General features: G+C 55.5%; 19 protein-coding genes. 8 read left to right on the top strand and 11 right to left on the bottom strand.

The annotated features are described in order from the left end of the window. Positions 1–261: 261 nt before the first annotated feature. The 7 genes from EDC90_RS16935 to EDC90_RS16905 all read right to left on the bottom strand — a co-directional run bounded on the left by EDC90_RS16935 (position 262) and on the right by EDC90_RS16905 (position 9588). Positions 262–924 (bottom strand): outer membrane protein, encoded by a 663-nt coding sequence (locus EDC90_RS16935; protein ID WP_132313742.1) that lies wholly within the window; start codon positions 922–924, stop codon positions 262–264. 228 nt (positions 925–1152) lie between these two features. Then, positions 1153–2514 carry a metallophosphoesterase gene (locus tag EDC90_RS16930; protein WP_132313741.1) on the bottom strand — a complete coding sequence of 454 codons (1362 nt, stop codon included), beginning with the start codon at positions 2512–2514 and terminating at the stop codon, positions 1153–1155. A 144-nt stretch (positions 2515–2658) separates the two neighbouring features. Further along, positions 2659–4479 carry a phosphogluconate dehydratase gene (edd, locus tag EDC90_RS16925; RefSeq protein ID WP_132313740.1) on the bottom strand — a complete coding sequence of 607 codons (1821 nt, stop codon included), beginning with the start codon at positions 4477–4479 and terminating at the stop codon, positions 2659–2661. A 51-nt stretch (positions 4480–4530) separates the two neighbouring features. Next, complete coding sequence (gene pgl / locus EDC90_RS16920) at positions 4531–5229, bottom strand: 6-phosphogluconolactonase (protein WP_132313739.1); 699 nt, start codon at positions 5227–5229, stop codon at positions 4531–4533. 17 nt (positions 5230–5246) lie between these two features. After that, positions 5247–6725 carry a glucose-6-phosphate dehydrogenase gene (gene zwf, locus EDC90_RS16915; RefSeq protein WP_132313738.1) on the bottom strand — a complete coding sequence of 493 codons (1479 nt, stop codon included), beginning with the start codon at positions 6723–6725 and terminating at the stop codon, positions 5247–5249. A gap of 79 nt (positions 6726–6804) precedes the next feature. Further along, the gene (locus tag EDC90_RS16910) at positions 6805–8094 is read right to left on the bottom strand and encodes an NAD(P)/FAD-dependent oxidoreductase (RefSeq protein ID WP_132313737.1); all 1290 of its coding nucleotides are present in this window, start codon (positions 8092–8094) and stop codon (positions 6805–6807) included. 36 nt (positions 8095–8130) lie between these two features. Further along, positions 8131–9588, bottom strand: a complete 1458-nt coding sequence (locus tag EDC90_RS16905; protein ID WP_132313736.1) for a glutamine synthetase family protein — start codon at positions 9586–9588, stop codon at positions 8131–8133. A gap of 129 nt (positions 9589–9717) precedes the next feature. On the opposite strand from EDC90_RS16905, the gene EDC90_RS16900 reads away from it, so the two are divergent. After that, entirely contained in the window at positions 9718–10896 is a 1179-nt protein-coding gene (locus EDC90_RS16900; protein ID WP_132313735.1) for an NAD(P)/FAD-dependent oxidoreductase, read from the top strand. Positions 10897–10940: 44 nt separating this feature from the next. Here EDC90_RS16900 and EDC90_RS16895 read toward each other — a convergent pair whose 3' ends face one another. Then, the gene (locus EDC90_RS16895) at positions 10941–12779 is read right to left on the bottom strand and encodes an AsmA family protein (RefSeq protein ID WP_132313734.1); all 1839 of its coding nucleotides are present in this window, start codon (positions 12777–12779) and stop codon (positions 10941–10943) included. A gap of 203 nt (positions 12780–12982) precedes the next feature. Here EDC90_RS16895 and EDC90_RS16890 point away from each other — a divergent pair, with 203 nt between their 5' ends. The 6 genes from EDC90_RS16890 to EDC90_RS16870 all read left to right on the top strand — a co-directional run bounded on the left by EDC90_RS16890 (position 12983) and on the right by EDC90_RS16870 (position 19437). Continuing rightward, positions 12983–14947 carry an acetoacetate--CoA ligase gene (locus EDC90_RS16890; protein ID WP_132313733.1) on the top strand — a complete coding sequence of 655 codons (1965 nt, stop codon included), beginning with the start codon at positions 12983–12985 and terminating at the stop codon, positions 14945–14947. 557 nt (positions 14948–15504) lie between these two features. After that, positions 15505–15738: a 30S ribosomal protein S21 gene (gene rpsU, locus EDC90_RS16885; protein ID WP_132313732.1), complete on the top strand. Its 234-nt coding sequence runs from the start codon at positions 15505–15507 to the stop codon at positions 15736–15738. 154 nt (positions 15739–15892) lie between these two features. Beyond that, the gene (locus EDC90_RS16880) at positions 15893–16915 is read left to right on the top strand and encodes an LLM class flavin-dependent oxidoreductase (RefSeq protein WP_132313731.1); all 1023 of its coding nucleotides are present in this window, start codon (positions 15893–15895) and stop codon (positions 16913–16915) included. Positions 16916–17170: 255 nt separating this feature from the next. Beyond that, positions 17171–18592: an alanine/glycine:cation symporter family protein gene (locus tag EDC90_RS16875; RefSeq protein WP_132313730.1), complete on the top strand. Its 1422-nt coding sequence runs from the start codon at positions 17171–17173 to the stop codon at positions 18590–18592. 118 nt (positions 18593–18710) lie between these two features. After that, positions 18711–18866 (top strand): DUF5993 family protein, encoded by a 156-nt coding sequence (locus EDC90_RS21580; RefSeq protein ID WP_432420015.1) that lies wholly within the window; start codon positions 18711–18713, stop codon positions 18864–18866. Between the two features lie 13 nt (positions 18867–18879). Continuing rightward, on the top strand, positions 18880–19437 hold the full coding sequence (locus tag EDC90_RS16870; RefSeq protein ID WP_132313729.1) for a disulfide bond formation protein B: 558 nt from the start codon (positions 18880–18882) through the stop codon (positions 19435–19437). A 156-nt stretch (positions 19438–19593) separates the two neighbouring features. Here EDC90_RS16870 and arsB read toward each other — a convergent pair whose 3' ends face one another. The 3 genes from arsB to EDC90_RS16855 are packed head-to-tail and all read right to left on the bottom strand — an operon-like array spanning position 19594 to position 21560. Further along, complete coding sequence (gene arsB / locus EDC90_RS16865) at positions 19594–20658, bottom strand: ACR3 family arsenite efflux transporter (protein WP_132313728.1); 1065 nt, start codon at positions 20656–20658, stop codon at positions 19594–19596. Between the two features lies 1 nt (position 20659). Next, positions 20660–21187: an arsenate reductase ArsC gene (locus EDC90_RS16860; protein WP_132313727.1), complete on the bottom strand. Its 528-nt coding sequence runs from the start codon at positions 21185–21187 to the stop codon at positions 20660–20662. Beyond that, positions 21168–21560: an ArsR/SmtB family transcription factor gene (locus EDC90_RS16855; RefSeq protein ID WP_132313726.1), complete on the bottom strand. Its 393-nt coding sequence runs from the start codon at positions 21558–21560 to the stop codon at positions 21168–21170. The genes EDC90_RS16860 and EDC90_RS16855 overlap by 20 nt, the downstream gene beginning before the upstream one ends. Positions 21561–21701: 141 nt before the next feature. On the opposite strand from EDC90_RS16855, the gene EDC90_RS16850 reads away from it, so the two are divergent. Beyond that, a complete protein-coding gene (locus EDC90_RS16850; protein WP_245511101.1) occupies positions 21702–22292 on the top strand; it encodes an HAD family hydrolase in 591 nt (196 codons plus the stop codon). Positions 22293–22299: the final 7 nt, after the last annotated feature.

Raw genomic sequence — 22299 nt, 5'->3', positions numbered from 1 at the left:
GCGTTCTCCAAGCTCAAGGCCCTTCTCAGGAAGGCAAAGGCGCGAACCTATGACGACCTGTGGAGAGCGGTAGGCCACGTGTGCGCACTGTTCTCACCACAGGAATGCTGGAACTACTTCAAATCAACAGCATGCGTTGCAGACTAATCGCCCGATGCTCTAGCCGGGAATACAGATATAAAAAAGCCCGCCTGATATCAGACGGGCTTTAGAAATGGCTGGCTTCTGGGGGAGGTGCCAGCCATTTGGTCATTCAGGTTATCAGAACTTTACACCAACACCGGCCATAACGCGGTTCGAAGTGAAGTCCTTGGCCTTGATGCCGTCGAATGCACCGCCCAGATCGTGGCTACCAAAGTCGGTGTAACGGTATTCAAGACGACCGAAGACATTGTTCGTGAAGGCGTAGTCAAGACCTGCGCCAACCGTGTAGCCGTTGAAAGCCTGGTTTTCAGTGCTTACACCGGGTGCTTCAGCGTAACCGTTGGCGATGGCCCAACCGGCAGTACCGTAGAGCAGAGCGTTGTCGAATGCATAACCGACACGGCCGCGAACCGAACCTTCCCAGTCATAGCCAAACTTGGCCAGGTTCATCGCCTTTTCGTTGTCGGTATTGTAGTCAAACTCACCTTCAACACCCAGAACGACATTGTTGTCGAGCTGGTAGTTGTAACCACCAAAGCCACCGATCTTGAAGCCGCCGTAGTCAGCGTCATTCATCTGAGTGCTGCTCTGAAGCTTGGTGTGTGCCCAGTCATATCCGGCCGTTGCACCAAGATACCAGCCTGACCAGCTGAAGGTCTGCGGGGTGGCTACGGGTGCAATATAAGGTTCGCTCGGCTGCGGCTGCATAACAACGTCAGCAGCAAAAGCTGAACTGGACATAGCAACAACGGCGGCGGAAGCGAGAAGAATCTTTTTCATAACTTCACTCCTTGAGTCATATCGATGGAAAGTACATAGGCGCCTAAGCTCAAACGTTCAATTAAACTGTTGGTCACGATAGTTTTATTTCGTGAACGCCGTTGCGTAAAAGATACAGTTTGGAAATCGCTTGATCGACCCTCTACCCCATAACGAAAAAAGATCGGGAAGGTTCCCGATCCTTACGAACTATTCATGCGTTATGTTTTTTTAATGCACAGCTTGTGTTCATTTTATGGCATCGAGCGCGACCGGTTTAACCTGTAAATCCGGAACGTCGGTAAAGGTCAGGTCGTCACGGCCGAAATAGCTCTTCGCGTTCACAGCAGACCAGCCATTGCAGACAAGTGTGTAGGTTTCCTTGCGCCCGGCCTGCGGGTTGGCGTAGAGGTAGTCCCCGGTCCGGTCTTTGAAGGGAAACGCCCCGAACTGATTGCAGCGCGGCAGAATGGTCTTGAGTGTTTCCGCATCCACCTCGGCCTTTTTCAGACCACCGTCAAAACGCACCGATGAATCAAAAGCGTGGCGGCTAACAGGCCCTTCAGGCAGACCGGCGCCGAAGGTTGTGTGACCGATAAAGCCGATGTCGCCACCGGCGGCTTTTGCCAATGCTGCGGCCACGAGAAGGCCGACCTCGTCATTGGTCATGGCAGCGCTGGTGTGCCCGACCGTTTCGGTGTCTTCTGCGCTCAGATGGCGTGCGATCACATCGGCAATGAGGGCATTCAGCCTCTCGGAACTGCGGGCTGTCGGGGTGATATCAATCCGGCTAAAGCGGGCGCTTTCGCCCGGGCCGGCAATTGTGGCAACGGTGCACGCCGTCGACCAGCATCCGGTATGAAGGTACCGCGTCATCCCCTCTTCATGCTCAATATTGAGATGGTCGTGACCGCCAATCATGAGTGTGCCATCCGGCAACATCGGCAAAATGGCCTTGTCGGGAACGACACCTGCATGGCTGAGCACGATATTGATATGACCGGCTTGCAGCTGCTGGCCAAGATTTTCTTTCGCCCATTTCACGGGCTCGGGAATTGCCAGCTGCTCGCGTGTCGCTTTGGGGTAGGTGAACAGGTTATCGACAGCGATCGCGGCAAACGTTACGGGCTGGCCACCGATGTCGAGGGTTGCCGTTGCCGGTGCATAAAGTGCGTTGGTGCGGCTGTCGGTAATGTTTGTCAGCACTGTCACGCCAAGATCCTCAGCGCGCGAAACGAAGTTCGCCAGATCGTTGTCAAAATCCGGCTCATGGTTCCCGATATTTAAGACGACGGGAGCCTCTTCCGTGAGCGCTTCGAGGAAAGCCCAGTCTATTTTGCCGTTCGAGCGATCCGCAACCACATTCCCTTTTTCAAAAAGATCGCCATTGATGACAATGATGGAGGGGCGGGTGCTTGCGGCAATCTGGTCTTCAACGGCGGCAAGAAGCTGCCCGGTGCGGTCATAGGCCGAGTGAAGATCGGCCATCACAATGATGTTGATGCCCGTCGTTTGACCGGCGTGCGCGGCCTGCACGCCGAGAAGTGGCAAGGCGGCAGCAGAGGCCATCAGTTTCAACATGCTGCGGCGGCGAACGTAAAAATCTGTCATGACGGAATGGGCTCCCTGAAAATGCCAAAGATATCGTGCCGGCCTATAGGCACAAGCGGTGATGCTGTGATGACAGTGCAGAAAAAGATAAACGGCGCGGATACAAATCCGCGCCGCATCGTTTTTTCATTTTAAAGGCTTGATTCAGCCAAAAACGCTTGCACCTTCATCCGCCGTACCAACATGGTGACGGAACGGTGCAAAAAGCTCCCGGCCCATGCCATAGTCATTGTGGCTGAGATCGGCTTTCACCGGTTCGCGTGCTTCAAATTCGGCAGTGTCCGTAATGACTTCCAGCGTTCCGTTTTCGGAATCGAGGCGAACTATGTCGCCTTCACGGACTTTGGCAATCGGGCCGCCATCCTTGGCTTCCGGCGTCACATGAATGGCTGCAGGAACCTTGCCCGAAGCGCCGGACATGCGTCCGTCTGTCACCAGTGCAACCTTGTAGCCACGGTCCTGAAGCACACCAAGCGGCGGGGTCAGGCGATGTAACTCCGGCATGCCGTTCGATTTCGGCCCCTGGAAGCGAACAATCGCAATAAAATCGCGATCCAGCTTGCCAGCCTTGAACGCATCCTGCAGTTCTTGCTGATCGTGGAAAATCAGGGCCGGAGCTTCAATCAGGCGGCGTTCCGGCTTCACGGCTGAAATCTTGATCACGCCCTTGCCGAGATTGCCTGAAAGCATCTTCAGACCGCCTGTCGGCTGGAATGGCTTGTCAAAGCGGGCCAGAACCTTCGGATCAGCACTGTCTCCGTCCTCAACCGGTTCGCGGCGCACTGTTCCGTCTTCATTGAGCTTCACGTCAATGGCGTAGGCTTCCATGCCTTCGCCATAAACGGTGCGCACATCATCGTGTAGCAGGCCCAGCTTAAGCAGTTGCTTGATCAGAAAGCCCATGCCACCTGCTGCGTGGAAATGGTTCACGTCGGCCTGCCCGTTCGGATAGACGCGGGCCATCAGCGGTACGATGTCAGACAGTTCGGAAATGTCCTGCCAGGTCAGCTTGATCCCTGCGGCGCGCGCCATGGCGACCAGATGCATGGTGTGATTGGTTGAGCCACCGGTTGCATGTAGGCCAACAACGGCGTTGACGATCGAACGTTCGTCAATCATCTGACCAACGGGCGTGAATTCGTTGCCGTTTACGGTGATGGCGAGCGCCCGTTTGGTTGCTTCCTTCGTCAGAGCATCACGCAGCGGCGTATTCGGATTGATGAAGGATGCGCCTGGCATATGCAGGCCCATCATTTCCATCAGCATCTGGTTCGAATTGGCTGTGCCGTAAAAAGTACAGGTGCCGGGACCGTGATAGGATTTCGATTCCGATTCCAGTAGTTCCTTGCGGCCAACTTTGCCTTCCGCATAGAGCTGACGAATGTGTGACTTTTCGTCATTCGACTGTCCCGTGGTCATCGGACCAGCCGGAATGAAGACCGTCGGCAGGTGTCCGAATGTCAGGGCGGCCATGGTCAGTCCGGGGACGATCTTGTCGCAAACACCGAGATAGACGGCCGCATCGAACATATTGTGCGACAGCCCGACAGCGGCTGACATCGCAATCAGATCGCGCGAGAACAACGATAGCTCCATGCCTGGCTGACCCTGCGTGACGCCATCGCACATGGCCGGAACACCGCCTGCAACCTGTGCGACGCCACCGGCTTCGCGGGCGGCCTCACGGATCATCGCGGGGAACGTCTCAAACGGCTGGTGTGCCGAAAGCATGTCGTTGTAAGCTGTGATAATGCCGAGATTGGGGACACTGTCGCCGGACAGCTCCTCCTTCTCGGCGGGGGAACAGACGGCAAAGCCATGGGCGAGATTGCCGCAGGAGAGAACCGAGCGGTGAACGCCTTGCGAGATCGCATCCGAAACGCGCTGAAGATAAGCATCACGCGCAGGTTTTGATCGCTCGACAATGCGGGCTGTAATCTGGGCTATACGGGGATCGGCGGTCATGGGCTTTTCCTGTCATCAAGACTGAATTTCGGAAGGCGCCCGGCAGAACTGTCAGGGCGCCCAGTAGATCTCCACAGGGGAAGAAGCTCTGTTCAAAACGGCGCGAATGGGCATCTCTGCCTCATCGTCACCGGCCAGAGCCTTGTTCAGAACATCCATTTTCTTTTCGCCTTCGATGTGCAGAACCAGAAGGCTGGCATTTTCAAGGCTGGAAAATGTAAAAGTCAGCCGGGCTTCACCGGCGGTTTCGGCATTCATGGCCATCACGCCGGCAGGCGTGTTCTTGTCAAGCGCTTTTGCCAGCGTGTCACCGCCCGGGAAAAACGACGCTGTATGGCCATCTGTTCCCATGCCAAGGATTACGACATCAAAGGGCAGGCTTGCCGCAGAAGCCTTGTTGGTCACAATCTCGGCAGCTTCCTCAGCCGTTTCAACCGGCTGATAAAGCGGAATGAAGCGTGCCTTCGCGGCCGGACTGACTAAAAGGTTTTCATTGACCAGAAGATGGTTGGAGCGTGGATTGTCTTCGGGAACGAAACGCTCATCGACCAACGTAACATGGACGTTGGTCCATTCAATCGGCGCGGTTGACAGCGCCCTGAAGAAAGCCTTGGGCGTGGAGCCACCGGAAACGGCCAGTGAGGCCGTTCCCTTGTCCGCAATCGCGGATGCGAGTTTCTCTGCCACGGTGGCCGCCAGCGCATCAGCCAGCGCATCGCCGTTTTCGAAGCTGTGCATGGAGTTGGTCATGATATCTCCCGGCTGTCCTATTCCGGTTCGTGCCATGTGCGGCCATCACGTTCGATCAAAGCGATCGACTTGCTCGGGCCCCACGTTCCGGCGGTGTAGGTCTGAACCGGCTGTCCGGTTTCTTCCCAGGCCTTCAGAATCGGATCGACCCAGTTCCAGGCCATTTCAACTTCGTCACGGCGCATGAACAGTGTCTGGTTGGCGCGAATAACGTCGAGCAGAAGACGTTCATAGGCATCCGGGTTCCGTGAATCGAACGCCTGAGCAAAGGTCATATCAAGCGGCACATGGCGCAGACGCATGCCACCCTGACCCGGCGATTTGATCATCAGCCACTGTTTCACGCCTTCATCCGGCTGCACACGCAATACAAGCTGGTTGGCAACCACGCGGCCTGCACTCGGCTCAAAGATCGAGTGCGGGATCGGTTTGAAGGTCACGACGATTTCTGAAACGCGGGAGGCAAGACGCTTGCCTGTGCGGATGTAGAACGGGACACCTGCCCAGCGCCAGTTATCAATTTCAGCTTTGATTGCGACGAATGTTTCGGTGTTGGATTCGCCATCAAGCTCTTCCAGATAGCCCTTGACCGGGCCACCGCGCGAAGCACCGGCGCGATACTGGCCGCGCACCGTCAGGTACCCTGCATTATCGGCGTTGATCGGCTTGAGCGAGCGCAGCACTTTCAGCTTTTCGTCGCGCACGGCCTCCGCATCCATGGAGTAAGGCGTTTCCATGGCAACCATGCAGAGTACGTTCAGAATATGGTTTTGGACCATGTCCCGAAGTGCACCGGACTTGTCGTAGTAACCGGCACGGCCTTCAAGGCCGACTTCTTCGGAAACTGTGATCTGAACATGGTCAATATGGTTGGCGTTCCAGAGCGGCTCGTAAAGCGCATTGGCAAAACGCAGCGCCATCAGGTTCTGAACGGTTTCCTTGCCCAGATAATGGTCAATACGGAAGATCTGTTCTTCCCTGAAAACCTTGCCAACCGTGTTGTTCAGCTCAAGTGCGGAGTCAAGGTCGCGCCCGAGCGGCTTTTCGACAACGATGCGCGTCTGCTTGGTGATCAGCTTGTGGTCTCGAATGCCGTCACAGATCGCACCGAAAATACCGGGAGCGACAGCCAGATAAAAGGCGCGAACACGTTCCTTGCCTTCTTCCAGCAGTTTCTTCAGATCGTCCCAGCCACGGTTGTTTGTGGCATCGACCGAGACATATTCAATCCGGCCAAGGAACTTGGCGACCTGTGCGTCGTCATACTCGCCCTTCTTCAGGTGCTCTTTCAGCGCCTGCTGGGCGTGCTTGCGGAATTCTTCAGATGTCAGCTCCGAGCGCGAGGCGCCGATGATCCGGGTAGGTTCAGTAAACTGGCCGGCAAGCTGGCGATGATAGAGCGCAGGAAGCAATTTACGCTCGGTGAGATCGCCAGTGGCGCCAAAGACCACATAGTCGAAAGGCTCGACGGGAATAATCTGACTGCTAGTCGCCATGTTTTCTCTCAATCGTCAACGGTTGACATTGTTTTATCAAATCGATTTAAAAAAGCCAGTCCCATTCCGAAAAAATGGCTCAGAACCGGTCCCGGAGGGAGAACCAGGTCAGTGCAAGGAACAGAAGTGGCTTTCTGAGGGCACCTCCGCCCGGAAAGGCGGGGATATCCAGATCACGATAGAGGTCCAGTTCACTGGACTGTCCTAACAACTCTTCTGCAAAAAGCTTACCACAGTAATTTGACAGCAAGACGCCATGACCGGAAAAACCGCCAATCGAGGTCACGCCCGGCATAATCTCATGCACCAGCGGGCGGCGTGGCATGGTGATGCCCACATTGCCGCCCCAGGCATGGGTGATTTCAATCTTCTTCAGCGCCGGGTAGATCTCGGCAATCTGTCGGCGCAGGTGCTTTGAAATGTCTTTGGGCTGGTCGGCGGTATAGGCCTCGCGTCCGCCGAACAGCAATTCACCGGTTTTTGTCTTGCGGAAATAGCGCACGACAAAACGGCTGTCGTCTACGGATTCTCCACCCGGTAGGATCTTTTCCGATTTTGTAACCGGTCTTGTTGCCGCGATGAACGACCGGATCGGCATGACCTTGGCAGCCGTGCCGGGTTCGAGATGCTCTTCGATATAACCATTGCAGGCAATCAGAACGCGGTCGGCTGTAACTGTGCCGCGCTCCGTCGAAACGGCGATGCGCCCTTCCTTCTGCTCAATGTTATCGGCTTTGGTCATTTCAAAGATGCGGGCGCCGGCCGTTGCCGCCGCCTTGCCTGTGCCGATCAGAAGTTTCAGCGGATGAATATGGCCTGTACCGATGTCGCGAATACCGCAAAAATAGCGGTTGGAGCCCAGCCTTTCTTCAGTTTCGTGCTTACTCAGAAAGGACAGGTGCGGGTAGTCGTAGCGCTCTGCCAGTGCTTCAACGTGGTTTTTAAAGCTGAATTCCATGTTGCGCTTATGCGCGACGGAAATCTGCCCTGGCTGAAAGTCGATGTTGATGCCATGTGTCTTGGCAAAATCAAGCAGATGAGATTTCGCATCTTCGGCGATCCGGAAAAACGCTTTTGAACGCTCCGGTCCCAGCTTTGATTCCATATCCTCTGGCCACCAGTGCTGGCCGGTGCCAAGTTGTCCGCCATTGCGCCCGGAGGCTCCGTCGCCAAGCCTGGCGGCATCAATCAGCACTACATCCGTTCCATTGGCCGCCAGATGGTAGGCGGCCTGCAAGCCGGTAAAGCCGCCTCCGACAATCGCCACATCAGCCGAGGTTGATTCTTCAAGGCGCGGATAGGCAGGCCGCTCCTCAAGCGTTGCCTGATACCAGGAGATACCGGGGGCAATCGGGCTTTGCCAGGTCATGACGGTCTGAAGCTCCAATGATAATGTTGGTCGGGATTATACATTCAAAAGCAGAAATTCGCGCTCCCAGGGGCTGATGACCTCCATAAAGGTTTCAAACTCGCCTTTTTTTACGCCAGCATAGAGGTTGATGAACTCTGAAGACAGAACCGGCTGAAGTGCCGTTTCGTTTTCCAGAAGAGCCAACGCTTCCAATAATCCGCGTGGCAGATCAATATCACCTTCATTAGCCGTATCGGCTGTCGGGGCGGACGGGTCGACCATGTTCTCGATGCCAAGATAGCCGCAGGCCAGCGATGCTGCCAGCGCCAGATACGGGTTGGCATCCGAACTCGGCAGACGGTTTTCCACGCGCCGCGCCTGTGCATCGGAAACGGGGATGCGAAAGGCGGTCGTGCGATTGTCGTAACCCCATGCCGTATTGACCGGGCAGGCCATGTCCGGTGTCAGGCGCCGGTAGGAGTTCACATAAGGTGCCATCATCACCAGCGTGGCCGGCACATATTTTTGCATGCCGCCGATGAAATGGAAGAATTCCGGTGAAGGTTCGCCGTTTTCCAGAGAGAACACATTGCGCCCGGTTTCGATATCGATCACCGACTGGTGGATATGCATGGCTGAACCGGGCTGGTTCTGCATCGGTTTGGCCATGAATGTTGCAAACGTGCCGTGCTTCACGGCAGCCTCGCGAATCGTGCGCTTGAAGAAGAAAACCTGATCCGCCAGCTCCAGAGGGTCGCCATGACGCAGGTTGATTTCCAGCTGCGCCGGACCTTCTTCATGGATCAGTGTATCGATCTCCAGCCCCTGACCTTCAGAGAAGTGATAGATATCATCGATCAGCTCGTCGAATTCGTTGATGCCTGCAATTGAATAAGCCTGTCCGGCTACAATCGGTCGGCCTGAGCGCCCGACAGGCGGGGTCAGCGGCAGGTCCGGGTCACCATTCTGTGCCACCAGATAGAATTCGATTTCCGGGGCCACCACAGGTTTCCATCCCTTTTCTGCATAAAGAGCGATCACGCGTTTGAGCACATTACGCGGCGTATAGGCGATTTCACGCCCATCGCTGCCGACAACATCACAGATGACCTGGGCGGTGGGGTCGCTCTCCCATGGAACATTCGAAAGCGTGGAAAGGTCCGGCACCAGTTTGAGGTCGCTGTCGCGCGGCTCATAACGGAAGTTTCCGCTTTCATCCGGGTAGCCGCCGGATATCGTATGGCGATAGAGCGCTGAAGGCAGTGCCAGCGAAGTGTTTGAGGTGAACTTCGATGTCGGCATCATCTTGCCGCGGGGCACACCAGCAAGGTCAGGGGTAATGCATTCGATGTCTTCAATGCCGCGGGTTTTGAGCCAGCGGGCGGCATCCTTCCAGTCCTTCACGCCGCGGGCCTGTGCCAGCGCGGCCGGTATAGCCGGCCTTTTGGCCGGTTTTGCCGTGGTGTGATGGGTCGTCTTGCTGGCGGCTTTCGCCGGTTTTTTTACTGACATGTGTTCTGGCCAATGGTCATTACAAGATAGTCGTTATCATAGCGGTCGTGCGCAGATTGGCGAGGGGCGGCGTTGACTTTCTTTCGCTAAGACGGAACAAGGCGCGACAAATATGAGATGATCGCAACCATGAAACAGTTTGATGTCATTGTGCTGGGGGCCGGAGCCGCAGGCCTGATGTGTGCCGCCAGGGCCGGACAGCGGGGCAGGCGTGTTCTGCTCGTTGATCATGCACGCGCGCCGGGAGAAAAAATCCGTATTTCCGGTGGCGGCAGATGCAACTTTACCAACATTCATGCCGGACCTCAAAATTACATCTCGTCCAACCGTCATTTCGCCAAATCAGCGCTGGCCCGCTACACACCGCGCGATTTTCTCGATCTTGTCGAGCAGTACCGTATTGACTGGCACGAAAAAACACTCGGTCAGCTATTCTGCGAGGGGTCATCAAAACAGATTGTCAGTATGTTGCTCGATCAGTGCGCGGCTGGCAAGGTTGATATCCGCCTCCAGACGTCTGTTTCTTCAGTACGGAAAAGCGACCATGGTTTTCGCGTCAGCCTGGGTGGCGAAACGGTGCTCAGCGATGCGCTTGTGGTCGCAACGGGTGGAAAGTCGATTCCCAAGATGGGCGCCACCGGATTTGCTTATGAAATTGCCGGCCAGTTCTCTGTTCCGGTGATCGAACCGCGGGCCGGCCTGGTCCCTTTTACACTCGATCCGGCGATGCTGGAAACACTGAAGCCTCTTGCGGGTATTGGCGTTCCGGCAGAGCTTATCTGCAACAAGACCACATTTCGAGAGGCCCTGCTGTTTACCCATCGCGGCCTTTCAGGACCGTCTGTTTTGCAGATTTCTTCTTACTGGAAACCCGGGGATGAGGTTGTGGCGCGTCTTTTGCCGGAAGTGCCTCTGCGTGACCTGCTTCATCAGGCCAAGCGCGAAAACGGACGCCAGACATCATCAACGGTACTGGCGCAACATATGCCCAGACGGCTGGCGCAGTTTTTCACAGAGCAGGCGGGGATGATCTCAGCGCTCGCAGATATGCCTGACAAGGCTTTGAACAAGCTCGCAGACAGCATCCAGAACTGGCATATTCGTCCAGCCGGCACGGAGGGCTATCGTACTGCCGAGGTCACACTGGGCGGCATTGATACCAGTGCTCTTTCATCGAAGAGCATGGAAGTGAAATCCCTGCCGGGGCTCTATTTTATTGGCGAGTGCGTTGATGTCACCGGCTGGCTTGGCGGCTATAATTTCCAGTGGGCCTGGGCGTCTGCTGTTGCTGCGGGCGACGCAGTATAAGCTTCTCGGTAGCATTGCCAAAAATCCCGTTTTCCCTGATCAGGTCAGGGTGCATCGCTTGCTTCATCAGAAACGGGATCAATGCGCCGGACGAGAGACGCAAGCGGATTTCCGATAATCGAAACGGAAGCTGGGGTAGCGTTTTCGTCCACCTTTGATGTGATTGTTGCCGTGGCATCAAGCTGACCGGATTGCGTATCGAGTGAGCCTGTGAGCGATATCATATCTGTTTCAGTTTCGATGATGAGATCATTCAGGTCCAGCTCTGTGCCGCTCAGCGTGGCGTCGCCTTTCAGGCGTGTGAAGCTGAACGCCGTGTCACCCGGATAGGTGAGCAGAAATGTGTTATCGGTACCGGCCTTTTCGATCAGCGTTGCGAAATCCAGCCAGGCCAGGCTGCCGCCTCGTGCTGTAAAGCGCACATCACCCGTGGTGTTTTCGGCCGCGATCCGGCTGAATGGAAGCTCTGCATCAACCGCCATGTCGAAATCAAGTGAGTCCGATGTCAGCGGCACGTTGAAGCCGAGCTGCCGGAAAAATGGCTCGGCAGCCACTTTTTCAGCGGAAATATCAACTTCAGCCGCCATATTCTTTTGCACGCCGATATGGGCGAAGAGTGTTCCCGAGCCAAGCCTGCTGTCGGCGATGTCAAAACTCGTCTGTGTTTTGGAGCGCATGACACTCGCTGCAACATCTTCAAGGGTCACATCTGACAATTTGACTGTTGAAGCGGAAAGTCTGAGATCAAGCGCCGGCAGCTTCCAGTCTTCGTCTGAAAACTCATCCGGGGTGGCGGAGACGGCGTCAATCCATGCCGGAAGCGATGAGCGAATGTTGGAAAGTGTGATGTCGCCGAAAGCCAGAGTTGCGATCATCTTCAGCGGCTGCTTTTCACTGGCCGGTGCGAGGTCGACGACGCCCTTGCCTTCACTTCCGCCCAGAGACAGCGTGGCCGGTGAAAAACGCAAGGAACCGCTGCTGCGGGTCACTGTCCCTTTGATGGCCAGACGGTTTACGTCTTCCAGCACAAGAACGGGAACATCTATCCAATCGCCCAGTTGATGCGTGTTCGCTGTCGAAAAACTGAAACTGCCGTCCATAAGATAAGGAGCGCTGCGTGTTGCAGTCCCTTCATAGGTCATTTCAGCCAGGCTGTTTTTCAGGCTCAGTTTCACCGGCGATGCTGTTTCGCGGTTCAGTTCAAGCGGTTTGTCAATCGTGGCTGATATGTCTGAAATCTGCTCATTCAGCGTGGCGGTGCCGTTGAAGGTCATTGGTCCGCCGAGCTGAGGCCAGCTGAATGTGCCGTTCACACCCTTGATGACCTTCGTGTCGTCATCTCCGGAAAGGCCAAGTGTGCCATCAAGGATACTGAGGGATGAAACACCTGTCATCCTGAAACCAGAGCCTGCAGCCGCGCTGACTGTCAGGGCTTTCGAGAGTCTTGAATGCGCAGGCCCGCCACTTTCTCCCGTTTCTTCCAGAATGATTGTCGGACTTTCAAGGGTGACATCAGTGAAAGCGGTCTCACCTGTCAACGCCTTGAGGAGGCTGAAACGTGCGGTCAGCGTCTGGATCGAACCATAAACCAGCGGCCCGCGTCCTGGTGGCTGCGGTGCGCTCACACCGGAGATCGTAATTTCCGGGCGCGGCCAATAGGAGATGTGCGTATCGCCGCTGATTGTTACAGGAGCGCCAATGACCGCCGTGAGGTCTTCTTTCAACTGGTCGGTAACACGTTCGGTTGAAACGATCATGGGGACGAGGTGATAGGTCGCCACCGCCAGAAGGATGACAGCTGCAACCACATAGCGCCACGGGCTGCGATTACGGTAGCGGCTGAGGCGTCGGCCAGTGTCAGGTGTTTCGGTCGTGCGGTTCATTGAGCGTCGTTTCAATCAGTTGGTTTCAAATCGCTCCCCTGCTGCGCGGATAGACCAAAATGAGGGGTGTTGCAATTCTTTCACCTCTTTCACCCTCTGCAAACCCTGTCTGATCGTGCGTACACGACGTTTGATTGATTTCATTTGTCAGCGGGAGACGTTATAGAAATCTGACTTTTGCTAATTGCGCCTGGGAGGAGACGATGAGCGAAAACAAGCCGCTTTGGCAGCCGGATCACTGCAGAATTGCCGATGCTCCGGTGACCCGGTTCATGCAGTTCTGTGCTGAGCGCTTCCGGATCACTTTCGAAAACTATGACAACTTTCATCAGTGGTCTGTTGATGAAAGTGCTGAGTTCTGGTCGGCTCTGTGGGATTTTTGTCAGGTCAAAGGTGAAAAAGGAGCGCGCATTCTGATCCATGGCGATGACATGCTGGCGGCCCGATTTTTTCCTGACGCGAAGCTGAATTTTGCGGAAAACCTGCTGGAACACGGCGCCGCTCTGAAGCCTGACGATGATGCCATCATCTTCAGAGCGGAAGACCGGTTCGCCGCACGCTGGAGCTGGCAGCAGCTGAAGGAAACAGTCTCACGGCTGCAACAGGCGATGCTTGCTCAAGGTGTTCAGTCCGGTGACAGGGTCGCGGCGATGATGCCGAATATGCCGGAAACAATTGCAATCATGCTGGCTGCATCGTCTGTGGGTGCCGTGTTTTCGTCGTGTTCTCCGGATTTCGGCGTGAACGGTGTGCTGGACCGGTTCGGCCAGATCGGTCCGAAGCTGTTCTTCTGCTGTGACGGGTACTGGTATAATGGCAAAGTTCAGGATGTCGGCGAAAAGGTGCGGCAGATCGCGGCTGAACTTGAGGCACCGACCGTCGTTGTTCCGCTGGCCGGTGACAGTGGCGCCGTTGCCGGTTCTGTGAAAAACGGGGTTACATTCGAGGCATTTCTGGCGCCTTTTTCTCCGGCAGAGCTGACCTATCAGCGTCTTCCATTCGCGCATCCGCTTTACATTCTGTTTTCGTCCGGCACGACCGGCATACCGAAATGCATCGTCCATTCCGCCGGCGGAGTGCTGCTGCAGCACCTGAAAGAGCATCAGCTCCACTGCTCGCTGAAAGCCGGAGAGCGCCTCTTCTATTTCACGACGTGTGGCTGGATGATGTGGAACTGGCTGGCCAGCGGCCTGGCCAGCGGCGTAACGCTTTGCCTTTATGATGGCTCACCCTTTGCGCCCGGTCCGGATGTGCTTTTTCAATATGCCGAAAAGGAGCGTTTTGCCGTTTTCGGAACCTCGGCAAAGTATATTGATGCTGTGCGAAAGGCAGAATATCACCCGGCAAAGCAGCATGATTTGTCCGGCCTGCGGCTGATGACCTCCACCGGATCGCCGTTGTCGCCGGAGGGTTTTTCTTTCGTCTACGAGGAAATCAAGTCAGATGTTCAGCTGGCATCCATTTCCGGAGGAACTGATATCGTGTCCTGTTTCGTGCTCGGCATTCCGGTCAAGCCGGTCTGGAAGGGCGAGATACAGGGGCCGGGTCTCGGACTGGCGGTCGATGTCTGGGATGAGCACGGAAATCCTGTTCGGCAGTCAAAGGGAGAACTGGTTTGCACAAAGCCGTTCCCCAATATGCCCGTCGGTTTCTGGAACGACGCTGATAACGCCAAATACCGGGCCGCTTACTTCTCTGAGTTTGAAAATGTCTGGTGCCATGGCGATTTTGCTGAGTGGACCGAACATGGCGGCCTGATCATTCATGGCCGTTCCGATGCGACCCTGAACCCCGGAGGTGTACGGATCGGGACAGCGGAAATATACAATCAGGTTGAGCAGATGCCGGAGGTGCTGGAAGCCATCTGCATCGGACAGGACTGGGACGATGATGTGCGTGTCGTGCTCTTTGTCCGGTTGGCTGAGGGCATTGTGCTTGATGGCGCACTCGAAAAGGCAATCAGAACCCAAATTCGCACTGGTGCGTCACCCCGGCACGTACCGGCAAAGATCATCGCGGTCACGGATATTCCACGCACCAAATCCGGCAAGATCGTGGAGCTGGCCGTTCGCGAGGTCGTGCATGAGCGGCCAGTGAAGAACAGGGAAGCGCTCTCGAATCCGGAGGCTTTGGAATTCTATAAGGGGCTTGCAGCCCTTCAGACATAGGCGCTCAGGCCAGCTGGTATGCGGTTTGCCCCGCCTCGTTATGGGGCGGGGGCTTGTATTTCGATAAGTGAAAGCCTATATCACAGTCATTGCGAATTGCCCTTCGTTTATAAATCCTCGGGTAGTCCGCCACTATAAAGGTGCCTTGGCCGTTTGATGCGGTTTTGGATTGGCTCATCCGATCCATATTCTATTGCACCGTTTTCGCTCTCAGGCCGTTTCTGATAACGCGATTGCTTCTGCAATCATTTCAGCCTCGATTTGCAGCGAAAATCGTCTTTCGACTGACGTTTGGCGGATGCCGTATGCGGATAAGCATATGGCCTGATTAAAGTTCGTTTCCGGCTGACCACGGATGTACTGGCAGTTTGGCGAACAAGACGGAAATTCCGCGTCAGGCCCATATGTCAAAGGGATTCGCTGTCGCTGACCACGGATGTACTGGCAGCGGCACAGGATGAGGCCGGGGATGCCCCGGCCTTTTTTGCTGCCCCATCAGCGACCCTTTTCGGGTCGCCTGATGTTGGTGGCACAGTAAAAACAATCAAGGAGGTTTCATGCAGGTTGTTGTCAGAGATAACAATGTCGACCAGGCACTGCGCGCTTTGAAGAAAAAGATGCAGCGCGAGGGCATGTTCCGTGAGATGCGCGCGCGTCGCGCCTATGAGAAACCGTCTGAACGCCGCAACCGCGAAGCAGGCGAAGCCGTCCGTCGTCTGCGTAAACAGCGCAAGAAGCAGCTTCAGCGCGAAGGTCTTTTACCGTCCGCACGCCGCAAAACCCGTCGTTAGAGAGCGCCGTGCATCCATTCGGATGTACAAAGCACGATGCTGTAAAGTTCCGCGTGCGGGGTGACGCAGTGTTCAGCGAACGCAGAATTGCCGGTTAAGGCCTGATTATGCGATGAACACACCAGATAAATGAAACAATCTGGATATGCGTCCCATGAAAAATATTGGCTTTTTGTCCTTCGGCCACTGGACGCCCTCGCCCCAATCGGCGACGCGTTCGGCGGCCGATGCGCTTTTACAGTCCATCGACCTGGCCGTGGCCGCAGAAGAACTGGGTGCTGATGGTGCCTATTTCCGCGTTCATCATTTCGCCCGCCAGCTGGCCTCTCCGTTTCCCCTGCTTTCCGCTGTTGGTGCCAAAACCAGCCGTATCGAGATCGGTACGGGGGTTATCGATATGCGCTATGAAAATCCGCTTTACATGGTGGAAGATGCCGGCGCGGCGGATCTGATCTCCAATGGCCGGCTGCAACTGGGCATTTCGCGCGGCTCGCCTGAGCAGGTCGTCGAAGGCTGGCGTTATTTCGGTTATCAGCCCGGTCAGGGGGAAGACGAGGCTGCGATGGCACGTCGTCATACCGAAGTCTTTCTCGATATGCTCAAAGGCAAGGGCTTTGCCGAGCCAAATCCGCGCCCGATGTTTCCCAATCCGCCCGGCCTCTTGCGGCTGGAACCTCATTCTGAGGGGCTGAGCAAGCGCATCTGGTGGGGCTCTGCAACGAATGCCACAGCTGAATGGGCGGCCAGACTGGGAATGAACCTGCAAAGTTCCACCCTTAAATTTGATGAAACCGGCGAGCCGCTGCACAAGCAGCAGGCTGATCAGATCCGTGCCTATCGTGCCGCCTGGAAAGCGGCCGGTCATGACTGGACCCCTCGTGTTTCGGTTTCCCGCTCCGTCTTTGCGCTGATTAACGATATGGACCGTGCCTATTTCGGCCGTGGTGGCAAGGAACAGGATTCCATCGGCTATATCGACGAAAAGACCCGCGCTGTCTTTGGCCGTTCCTATGCCGATGAACCGGATCGTCTCGTTGAGCAGCTGAAAGGTGATGAAGCGATCGCTGAGGCCGATACATTGCTTCTGACTGTGCCCAATCAGCTTGGTGTGGCATACAATGCGCATGTCATTGAAGCCATCCTGAAGCATGTTGCTCCGGCCATGGGCTGGCGTTAAGCGAGCTGGCGGCGGATCAGTGATCACCAGCCTGAAATGCCAAGGCTTCGGCGGAATGCTCCCGCCGGAGCCTTTTATATTTGTATCATTTGGCAAGTATAGTCTTGCTGCCTGAGTGTTGGCCCGATACCGTTTCTAATTCAGTGATTGTTGATAAAAGCCCGGCGGTCAGTCAGTTGGGGTGGCTAAAGGGTTTCAAGACAGGTGTTCGGTTAAGCTGTGTTGCTGGCTCAATGCAGCGAAGAGGGGCTTTTCGTGCAGTTTTTTGATTCTTTGTTCGGTGTCATCAATGATCTGACCTGGGGTTGGGCACTGGTGCCGTTTCTGGTCGTCCTTGGTGTCTTTTTCACAACGGCAAGCGGTTTTGTTCAGTTCCGTTTTTTCAGGCGCATGTTCGGCGTCCTGCTTGGAGACGAAGACGGAGATCCTTCGAAAATCAGCGCCCGAGAGGCCTTGTTCGTATCGATTGGCGGCCGCGTTGGCGGCGGCAATATTGCCGGTGTGGCCGTCGCGATTACGGCAGGTGGCCCCGGTGCTGTCTTCTGGATGTGGGCAATTGCGCTGATCGGTATGTGCTCCGGGCTGGTCGAGGCAACGCTTGCTCAGGTCTTTAAACGAACGACTGCGGAAGGCGATTATCGCGGTGGCCCGGCGCAGGCAATTATTCATGGTCTTGGTGAAAACTACCGTTGGCTCTCCATTATTTATGCCATCTGCCTGATCGCATCATTTGCAATCGGGTTTAATGCATTTCAGGGGAACACGGTGGCTGGTGCCGCGGCAGACAGTATGGGTATTCCCCGCTATGCGACCGGTATTCTGCTGGCCGCTGCCACGGGTTTGATTGTTTATGGCGGTATTCATCGTATCGCCAAGGCATCCGATGTCATCATTCCGGTTATGGCGTTTGGCTATATCGCCATGGCGCTGTTGATCATCATCTTGAACATCACAGCGCTTCCCGGTGTGATCTGGGATATTCTCGCCAATGCCTTTGGTCTGCGCGAAGCGGTTGCCGGTGGCGTCGGCGCGGCACTGGCCAACGGTTTGCGGCGCGGCCTGTTTTCCAATGAGGCCGGTCTTGGCTCGGCGCCGAACGTGGCGGCGACGGCTTATGTGCGCCACCCGGTCAGTCAGGGCATCACGCAAAGCTTTTCGGTATTTGTCGATACGATGGTGATCTGCACTTGCACGGCCTTTGTCATTCTGTTGGGTGATGTCTACCAGCCAGGACAGGAAGGCGTTGACGGTGTCATCCTGACGCAGCAAAGCATGGTCAGTCATGTGGGCAACTGGGCGCAGTATTATCTGACCGGCGCAATCCTGCTGTTCTCGTTTTCCTCAATCATCTACAACTACTATCTTGGAGAAAATGCACTTGCCTTCATGACCAAAAACCCGGTCGCTGTGCAGGTGCTGCGACTCATCATTATCGCGATTGTTTTCATTGGTGCGGTTGCTCCGGGTGCTACAGCGGTGTTCAATTTCTCCGATCCGCTGATGGGCGTTCTGGCGGTGGTCAACCTGCTGGCTATGATGATGATGTTCCCGATTGCGCTCCGTCTGATCAATGATTTTCGTGCTCAGCTGGCGGAAGGTAATCACAAACCGGTTTTCGAACCGAAGAACTTTCCGGATCTTGATACCGATCCTTCAGCCTGGCCGGATGCAAAATAACCAGATGCTGCTGGATTTATCCGCGCGAAAAGAACGTTTGTTTCGTTTTGCGGCTTGCTGAAAACGATAAAGCTTGTCATCCCTTTTCTTAAGGGGTGATGAGGAGAGGGGAATTCCCATGATGACTTTGCCGTTTTTCATAAGCGCGGCGGCAGTGTATCTTGCGTGGCGTGGCAGAGGGCGCGCCGCCGTCTGGGTAACGCTTCTGGCTGTACTTACTGTCCTTGTTCTGTACCGCTTCCATGCGACCGACGCACTCAATCTTGATCTTTAAAGGAGCCGCGTCCATGTCAGAGCGTCTTGTTTATCAGCTGAATGCAGTCGCACTTCTGGGCATTTCGGCTGTGCTTGCCTTTGCCTTTTATGCCCAGTTTTCCGACGGCGAATTGCCCTGTCCGCTTTGTCTTTTGCAGCGCGGCGGTTTCGTTCTTGTCGGAACGGCTCTGGCGTTGAATTTGCTGTTGGGAGTCCGGCCAAGCCATTATGGACTGATGATCCTCGGCGCTGTTATCGGTGGAACAGCGGCTTTACGACAAGTGGCTCTGCATATCGTTCCGGGAACCGGTGGCTATGGTGCGCCATTTCTCGGAATGCACTTTTACACGTGGGCCTTTGTTCTCTTTGTTTTGGTCATCGTTGGTGCCGGTGTGATGCTGCTTCTCGGTGGTTTCACACGCGATGTCTCTCAGGCCAAAAAAGTGACTGCCCTTGGGGGTGCCGCCGTTGTTTTCTTTGCGGTAATGACTGTTGGAAACGGCGTTTCAACCCTCGCAGAGTGTGGTCTGGGGCTCTGCCCGGATAACCCTGTCAGCTATGAGGCGCTGAATGCGCTGACTGGTCGCTAGTGTGGTAAACTTGAAATTCGCCTGCATTATTGCAGCCACCTTGAGTGCGAATTTCAAATTCGGAAATTCCTTTAGAGTATCCGTTTGAATCTACGCATCGTGCGTCGTTGAGCAGAACGTCGGGGCGCGGCGGTGCGTCCCGACGCTTTTTTAAGCTTAGCTGGCGTTTTGCCTTTTCGAGCTATTGCGCGAGACGGCCGCGCCGTCTTCATACCAGCCCTTGCTGCGGTTCACGATCCAGACCACTGAGAGCATCACTGGCACCTCAATCAGCACCCCGACAACGGTTGCCAGCGCAGCGCCGGAATTGAAGCCGAACAGGCTGATGGCAGCCGCCACGGCCAGTTCGAAGAAGTTTGATGCACCGATCAGGGCCGAAGGTCCGGCGACACAATGTTCCTCCCCCGAAGCGCGGTTCAGAAGGTAAGCAAGGCCGGAATTGAAATAGACCTGAATCAGGATCGGAACCGCCAACAATGCAATAATCATGGGCTGGGCGATGATCTGTTCGCCCTGAAAGCCGAACAGAAGAACGAGTGTGGCCAGAAGCGCGACGAGAGAGGCGGGTTGCAGTTTTGCCAGCAGCCTTTCCAACCTCACGGTTGAGCCATCCTTGATCAGGCTTTTGCGAATGACCTGAGAAATAATCACCGGAATGACGATATAGAGCGCGACGGACAGAACCAGTGTCGACCAGGGCACGGTGATGGCAGAGAGGCCAAGCAGCAGTGCCACGATCGGTGCGAAAGCGACGATCATGATCGCGTCATTCAGCGCGACCTGTGATAAAGTGAAATGCGGTTCACCTTTTGTCAGGTTCGACCAGACGAAAACCATGGCGGTGCACGGCGCGGCGGCGAGTATGATCAAGCCGGCAATATAGGAATCGATCTGATCGGCCGGCAGCATCGGGCGGAACAGCCAGCCAATGAAAAGCCAGCCGAGCAGCGCCATGGAAAACGGCTTTACAGCCCAGTTGACGAACAGCGTCACAGAGATTCCGCGCCAGTGGAGGCCAACCTGCGCCAGTGCTGAAAAATCGATGCGCAGTAGCATCGGGATAATCATCAGCCATATGAGAACGGCAACCGGAAGGTTGACGCGGGCCATCTCGATATCGCCTACAGTGTGAAACAGTGTCGGAAACAAGTGTCCGAGGGCCACGCCAGCGACAATGCAAAGTGCGACCCAGACAGTCAGATAACGTTCAAATGTGGACATGTCAGTCTGCCTTTCGGGCTTTCTCGGTCGCGCCTTCCATGACGCCGATTTCCTTGATCTGCGCGTCGAAGTCTTCGGGCTTGCTGTCGGTGCTGTGGAGATTGATGAAGGCCATAATCCGGCTTTTCAGATAGGTTGCGGTCTGGGTGAAGGCGCGCCGCCTTTCTTCCTCGGTCCCTTCCACATGACTCGGATCCTCAACGCCCCAGTGGGCGCGTTTGCCGGGGCCGCGCATGATCGGGCAGGCCTCGCCCGCGGCGCTGTCGCAGACGGTGATGATGAAATCGACCTCCGGTGCGCCGGGCGCGGTAAACTCGTCCCAGCTCTTTGAACGAAAACCCTCCGAGCGGTAGCCCATGGCCTTCAGGGTTTCCAGCGCCAGCGGGTGCGGGGCGCCCTTAGGGTGGCTGCCGGCAGAAAAGGCGCGGAACCGGCCGTTTCCTTCGCCGTCAAGGATGGATTCTGCCAGAATCGAGCGGGCGGAATTGCCCGTGCACAGAAACAGGATGTTAAGGGGCTTGTCGGTCATTGCGGTGTCTCCCGATGGGGTTGTCCGCGCTTGCCGGGGCTTGGCAGCATGGTGTCAGCTTTTCGATCAATGGCTCACAAAGATCAGGGTTGCCGCCGCAGCAATCCTGCAGCAGATAAAGCATGGTGGCGCGAAAGCCTGTCAGGTCGGCCCGGTAAATAATCGAGCGGCCCTGACGTTCTTTTTTGACGATGCCCGCACTGGTTAGTGTTGAAAGGTGGGCGGACATTGTGTTTTGCGGAACAGAAAGGCGCTTTGCCAGCTCGCCGGCTGCAATGCCTTCCGGTTCGCTCTCGACCAGAAGCCGAAAGGTTTGAAGTCGTGTGGTTTGTGCCAGTGCGGCCAATGCCGCGATTGTCTGTAATTCATCCATATATCCAGAATAATGGATATGTTGTGAAAGTCAACAGACTTTGATGGCGGGTGGTGAATGATCGGGGTGGCCAGATCGGACGCGCAGCCCTTATCGTTGGCACGGAAAAGCCGATTCACACGCTGCGGCGGGAGAGTTTAATTGAAAAAGTGCCTGATGCTGGACGTGGATGGCGTCCTTGTGCATCCGCAAAACAGCCGGTCCTGGGCTGACGATATGAAGCAGGATCTCGGCATCGATCCGGACCGGCTGACAGCGGAATTTTTTAACGTGCACTGGCGTGAGGTTATTCTCGGGCGCAAAAAGCTGGAGAGTGCGCTGCAAGCTTGCTTGCCCGGTTTATCAGCTACGGTGACGGCGAAAGACTTTATGGCCTACTGGTTTGAGCGCGATTCAGCGGTGGATGCAGCCGTTCTGGATGATCTCTGCTGCTTAAAAAACAGAGGTCTCAGCATCTATCTGGCCACCAATCAGGAGCATCAGCGTGCTTGCTATCTGATGGATGCGATGGGGCTTGCCGCACATGTTGACGGCATCGTCTATTCTGCTGCACTCGGTGTTAAAAAGCCATCGGATGATTTTTTCGCGCATGCGGAGACGAAAACGGGCTTCAGCGCAAACGAGATTGTGTTTGTCGACGATTCAAAAGCCAATATTGATGCAGCGTTTGCCAGAGGCTGGACCGCGTTTCACTGGACAGGAGAGGAGCGCCTGATTGATCTTATCGTCTAGATTATAG

It is taken from the genome of Martelella mediterranea (assembly GCF_004342225.1).
Lineage (GTDB): Bacteria > Pseudomonadota > Alphaproteobacteria > Rhizobiales > Rhizobiaceae > Martelella > Martelella mediterranea_B.
This window is presented reverse-complemented; position numbering and strand designations above follow the sequence as displayed.